Below are 4,568 nucleotides of genomic sequence, written 5' to 3' on the forward strand. Positions count from 1 at the left end.
CGTCTTGATAAAGAATACCCTCAAATTCTTGAAGAAATTAAATTAAGAAAACAAAAAGAGTTCTTCTAGCATCAATTATGCTCTGCAGATTGTTGATTCTGCAGAGTTATTTTTCATGATAAACCTTATATGGACATACCAAAAATCGTCATGGATATTGTAAATAGTGGACTCTCAATATAATGAATGTGCTTCTTTAACTCAACTAAAAAAACGACTTCTTTATTTTGAACTAAGGATCAGTTAGCAGAATTAATTATCCCATATTAAAATATATACGAAGATAATAAAATGGCACGCAAAAATAAGTATTCATGTTAAAAAATCTATTCAAGATGATCCGGATTTTTTGGTACAAAAGACGGATCAACTTCGCATGATATTGACGGATCACTTTCGTGATTTTTAACACTAATCTAAGAATTGTAAGTAACGTATGCAATCCATAGGCAGAAGAGAAATAAAACACCCGCAACAAAATATAAAATCATTTATTCCTCCTAAGTGCGCGAATAAGCACTGTACCAAATAATAATAGCAAACTTGATGTACCTATAATTATAGGCTCTAGTAAATTTGATCGCCAATCCGAATATGTCTTGATCGTATCATAATTTACATAGTAGTAGGAACATACTCCACATAAAATCAAGAAACAGGCCTTGATTATACCGACATAGATCTCTTTTTTATCTTCTATCTTCATATTCTCTCCTTAAAGATCAATAACCCGAAGGCGTTGCCTGGTCGTCACAGTACCTTATCAGGAATTAGACAGATCAAGTAAATCAAAATACATCAGTCTGGTATTTGGTTTTTCCTGATTCGCATTCACTTTCTCATAAGCTAATTCCTGAGTATCAGTTGTGAACAAGAAACGAAATTTGTTTTCAGAATAAAATTTTAAAACTCTAGGAGAGTTAAGAGCATCAACTATCACAAAACGACAGCCGGTTTTATTTTCAGGTTCACTAAACCAATTTTTACATAATCAAGGATCTCACTGCCATAACCTTTACCGCAATAGTCTTTATTAACTCCAAGACGTCCAATCAAAACAGCAGGATATCTTTTCAGGTGCTTATGTGTTGATTCAATTAGTTTCTTTCGCCTGTTGTTTGGCAAATCATAAATTCTCAAACTGTCATTTGCGACAGTAAAAGCAACAATAATTCTGTATTCGTTTCCTGATTGATTAGTTTCTTCTGGAGTAAGAACTTCAATTAAACAATAGGTCTTACCCATAAGCTTTTCTCTGTAAAGAACAGCTTCATTGTTAAAAAAGTCATCTAAATCATCATCACCGCAAGAAAAACAAAAGCTCCTATCAAGGAGCTCTTTAGTCAGTTCGGCGAACCTAAGACCGTCTAATGTACTCATAATTTATAAAACCAAAGGATTGGCAAATAATTTCTTCATACCCTGATATTTAGGATCTTTAGTTATATCTCTTAATTTACCGGCAGCTTTACGCTCTTTATAACAACGCTCAGCATCTTCTGCTCTTTTTAAGAAGGTTGCTGCAGCCTCCCCCTCTAAAGTAGGGATCACTTTAATTGGTCTAGCCATTTTTCAGTCCTCTTAAACAAATTATTCTTAGAAAGAAGTATAGTTAACTATTCAAAATAAAACTTGTACATTATATACAAATCTTAACCAAAATATACAAACATTACACTTATTGCAACACATAAGAGCAGATAAAGATAAGTTAAAGCACATCAGAATGCGAGTTTTAAATGATTTCGGGATAGGTTAGGATAGATAAGATTTTATAGAATTGGTGCCCAGGACGGGAATCAAAACAATTTTATAATACATTGAAAATAAACACAAATTTGTTATTTTTGATAAAAGGTCACTCCAAGTCACGCTTTAAAAGTAAAAAATCGACTGTACGGTCTAGTCTTAAAAATAAAAAAAAATTACCCCTCTGCTATGAATTTTTACAGAGAGGTGAATACTTAGAGATAAAAATTATTTTCTTAAATCAGGTGGCAGATGAGCACGTGTCATTTCAGAAATATAACTGTCCTGGCAATGATTGAAATTAAAGCCATTAGGAATGAAGAAAATCACATCTACAAGTCTTCTGAAGATGTTTGCATACCAGTAGTGCTTATGTCTGTATAGGTACGCGCTCATTGTTTCATCTGCATAGATTTTGTGAGGAGCAAAAAAAGAAATAATAATGCCATAAAGCACCATAAATAACTGATCGACAGCAATCAGCAGTTGTTTTAGGTTATGCCATAATGACCAGGAAACAATAATTTTAACCATGATAAAGCCTCATTAAACAGTAAAATCTTTCATAACAAAGTCAGTTGATACAGCAGCAAGCTCATCATAGGTGGTAGCAGCAGCAATCTGTTGGAACTTAGTCCATTTTTGTGTGTATAAGTATTTACCGTTTGCAGTGATTTCCTTAGAAATAGTTTTTGCCTGCTCCAGAGTAATAGTTTTTACTTCCTGATCTACAGTAGCAATCTCTGCAGTTTCTTCTTCTGCAATACAGATAGAAAGCAGATTAATCTGGGCACGTATATCAGCATTTAATCTGTAACCTAAAGATGAAATGATAACCATTGATTCATTCTTTAGAACACTGTCAAACTTATCAGCAATCAGGTTAATCTGAGCAATCTTTTCCTGCTTTAAGTTGTTTAAGATTTCCTCTGGAAGAACATCTTTCTGGAAGTTAATCTCTGGCCACTGAGGAAGAATTTCGGAATCATCATCAATGTGAAGATAGAATTTATTATCAAGTTCTCCTAAGCGAATGAATGAAGTGTTACCTGGCTGAAAATCATAGGTTGTGCCCATTGGACCAGGGATTATTTTTTGACTGTATGAGTAGATAGCCATCTGTTGATTCTCCTTTTTATGTGTAAAGGTACATTGGATAAATCTACAGTTAGCAGTTTTGTGATTAGGTGGCTGTAAGATGAAGAAGGTTCAGCATGAGCTAATACGCTTTCCATTGCTTCCCAGTCTTCTGATTTTAATCGTTTTGAAAATGTTTTTAGAGATCGTTTTCTAATGAAACGACCCTTTCTCCATGTTCTATATCCGGCAAAGTTAATGCCTTTTCTGATTGGCATTATCTTCCATTTGGATAGTTTTAATTTTAACTCTGATTCAAGATAATTTTGTATGATACTCAATAAAATATAGGCTTCATCACGTGACAGACCAATAAAGACCATATCATCAACGTATCTGACATAATACTTTATCTTTAGTTTACGTTTTACCCAGTGATCGAAACGGTCAAGATATATCAGACCATATAACTGAGCAACTAGGGATCCTACATTTACACCCTTATTGCCCTCTTCACAGAATGACATAGCCAAATCAACGATTTCATGATCGGTTATTCTTCTGGATAAAGATTCTCTTAAAACAGCATGATCTATTGAATAGTAATATTTGCGTATATCAATCTGCAGATAATATGACTCTGCAGGTGATTTTCTCATGAATTCCTGAACTCTATCAGCAGCTCTTAAAGCTCCTTTGTTTTTACGACAACCGTAACTATCAAAAATAAAACCGCATTCAAAAGCTGGATAAACGGCATCATAGAAAACAAACTGAGCAATCAAATCAATAAATGAAGGCGCATGAATTTCTCTCATCTTCTGCCCTGCAGTACAATAGATCATAAAAACTCTGCAAGGTCTTGGCTGATACTGTCTGTTTTTAAGGGCAGTGAAGAGGTTATTCAGATGAGTGAATAATGAACATTCAAATCTGAAGATATAGCCTTTCTTACGTTTACTGAAACGCGCTCTGATGTAAGCCTTATAAAGAGCTTCTGGAGTGATTAGCTCATCATATGAGATTGTAACGAGTTGAAGTTGAGAGTGTGAAAAATTGACAGTCACACTCTCTGCAGATTTTTCTTGCGAAAGATATGACATCGTTATATCCAGTTTCTAATTTTGCATAGTGTCAGGAAATAACCGGCCACGCGGAAACCATTGTTGGTATTAGAATTAACACGCCAATTGTTGAAATTACGCGCAAAAGCTAAAAACATTTAATGCCACACCTTAGGCCATGATTATAGTTAATTCTTTTGGTTATTAAAAGCTTCTTTTTCTACCTTGATCCAACCGCCAATCATTGCGCCAACTTCATCAAGCTGTCTGTTGATTGCAGCGAAACGGTGGTTTTCGTAAGCTTTATCATGTGAATTCTGACCGTCTTTGAATGCAAGATAGCCTAATTCGTAATACAGTTGCCATGCGCAGCGTAGCTGTTCATGTTTTATATCCAGTTCAGTAAGAGTTGTACGTTTGTGATAACGTTTTAAGACTTCTACAATGAGTAAATAAACATCCCATTCTAGCTGTTTGATCTTTTGAACAGAGGCATATTTCTCTGATTTAGGTGCGTGATCTAAATAGAGCTTAGATAGCTTTATCAGTTCACGCATTTTATATAGTAATGGATAATTCTGCATAGTGGTCATTATTATAAGGCACGGACTACCGCCGTGCCAACAAAAAAACAACCTGCTTACGCAGCATAACCGGCCACGCGGAAACCATAGCTGG

General features: G+C 34.8%; 6 protein-coding genes. All 6 read right to left on the reverse strand.

Annotated features, from left to right (window positions below):
- Positions 1–936: 936 nt before the first annotated feature.
- On the reverse strand, positions 937–1,380 hold the full coding sequence (locus tag ACJML3_RS00675) for a hypothetical protein (RefSeq protein WP_406019727.1): 444 nt from the start codon (positions 1,378–1,380) through the stop codon (positions 937–939).
- Between the two features lie 3 nt (positions 1,381–1,383).
- Positions 1,384–1,569, reverse strand: a complete 186-nt coding sequence (locus ACJML3_RS00680) for a hypothetical protein (protein ID WP_406019729.1) — start codon at positions 1,567–1,569, stop codon at positions 1,384–1,386.
- Positions 1,570–1,977: 408 nt separating this feature from the next.
- On the reverse strand, positions 1,978–2,283 hold the full coding sequence (locus ACJML3_RS00685) for a hypothetical protein (protein ID WP_406019731.1): 306 nt from the start codon (positions 2,281–2,283) through the stop codon (positions 1,978–1,980).
- A 12-nt stretch (positions 2,284–2,295) separates the two neighbouring features.
- The gene (locus ACJML3_RS00690; RefSeq protein WP_406019732.1) at positions 2,296–2,868 is read right to left on the reverse strand and encodes a hypothetical protein; all 573 of its coding nucleotides are present in this window, start codon (positions 2,866–2,868) and stop codon (positions 2,296–2,298) included.
- On the reverse strand, positions 2,838–3,893 hold the full coding sequence (locus tag ACJML3_RS00695; protein ID WP_406019734.1) for a reverse transcriptase domain-containing protein: 1,056 nt from the start codon (positions 3,891–3,893) through the stop codon (positions 2,838–2,840). The genes ACJML3_RS00690 and ACJML3_RS00695 overlap by 31 nt, the downstream gene beginning before the upstream one ends.
- A gap of 185 nt (positions 3,894–4,078) precedes the next feature.
- Positions 4,079–4,483 carry a four helix bundle protein gene (locus ACJML3_RS00700; RefSeq protein WP_406019736.1) on the reverse strand — a complete coding sequence of 135 codons (405 nt, stop codon included), beginning with the start codon at positions 4,481–4,483 and terminating at the stop codon, positions 4,079–4,081.
- Positions 4,484–4,568 lie beyond the last annotated feature (85 nt).

Origin of the sequence: Succinivibrio sp. (assembly GCF_045124615.1) — a bacterium.
In the GTDB taxonomy this organism is placed as follows: Bacteria; Pseudomonadota; Gammaproteobacteria; order Enterobacterales; family Succinivibrionaceae; genus Succinivibrio; species Succinivibrio faecicola.